The following is a 1,084-nucleotide window of genomic DNA, read 5'->3' on the forward strand; positions in this document are numbered from 1 at the left end:
TTCTGTGGCAACCCTCTGGTTACAGAGGTTATGCATTTATTATACGAATTCAGGCCCTGTATCTACACACACTGTTGCATTTTCCCATTACAATAATATTTCCGCTCAATTACCTGTTGATCCTGAATCCGGTCAATTGGTAGCGGGTGGCGTAAAAGAGCAAGCTGGACAATGCCTGAAAAATATCAAGGCAATTTTAGCAAGTATCGATGTTCCTTTTGATGATATTGTCAAAATAAATATCTTCCTTAAAAACCTCTTGGATATTGCAGCCGTAAACGAAGTTTACACAACCTTCTTCCCGGACTCGGCCATCGCCAGGACTGCTGCTTATCTTCCCGCACGCACAACATTTGCAGCGTCAGCATTGCCCATGGGTGCCCTGGTGCAAATTGATGTCGTTGTGTCACACGGAGATGGCACTCCCCCACAAGCTGTTGAAGACAGACACGGGATCGTCATAAGAGCAAGCAATACAGAAAATGCACCAGGGAGTTCTCTATATACACAAACTGTCGCTTTTTCTCATTACAACCATATTGCCGCTCAGGTACCTCTGGACCCAAAAACTGGAGCAATGGTCGCTGGTGGTGTAAAAGAGCAGGCCTCACAATGCTTGAAAAATATCAAGGCCATCGTGGAAAGTGTCAACCATGTCATGGACGATGTGGTTAAGATTAATATTCAACTCAGAAAAATCGAAGACGTTGATGCCCTGAACGATGTTTACACAACATTCTTCAATAGCGACCTTCCTGCAAGAACAATTGTTGGTCTTTCAGCTATTCCTATGGATGCTTTAGTACAAATGGATGCCGTCGTTTCTAACTGTGAAGGTACGCCCCCATAAGAATAACAACTGAAGTATCAAACATTTCAATCGCAGACAATCGGTCTGTTACCAGACCGACGCAGGAGTAGCTACCTACATTCCACTGCTCAGTCTTTGCCAGTTTTGCCCATGGCATCCGCTCTCTTTTTTTCCCATCATTGACTGTCGAATCCTTTGGCATGAAGAATTACTGTTCTATGCCAGGAGGCTGTCCGAGAATAGACTGCCCTACTGCGGTTGCGATAAATTGGT

At 44.6% G+C, this 1,084-nt stretch carries 1 protein-coding gene; it reads left to right on the forward strand.

Annotated elements, in window-relative coordinates; genetic code table 11:
• Positions 1-850: Rid family hydrolase (locus KDK14_RS07795; protein ID WP_257264521.1), on the forward strand; the 850-nt coding region annotated here is incomplete at its 5' end.
• Between the last annotated feature and the right edge of the window lie 234 nt (positions 851-1,084).

Origin of the sequence: Endozoicomonas sp. ONNA2 (assembly GCF_024606365.1) — a bacterium.
Lineage (GTDB): Bacteria > Pseudomonadota > Gammaproteobacteria > Pseudomonadales > Endozoicomonadaceae > Endozoicomonas.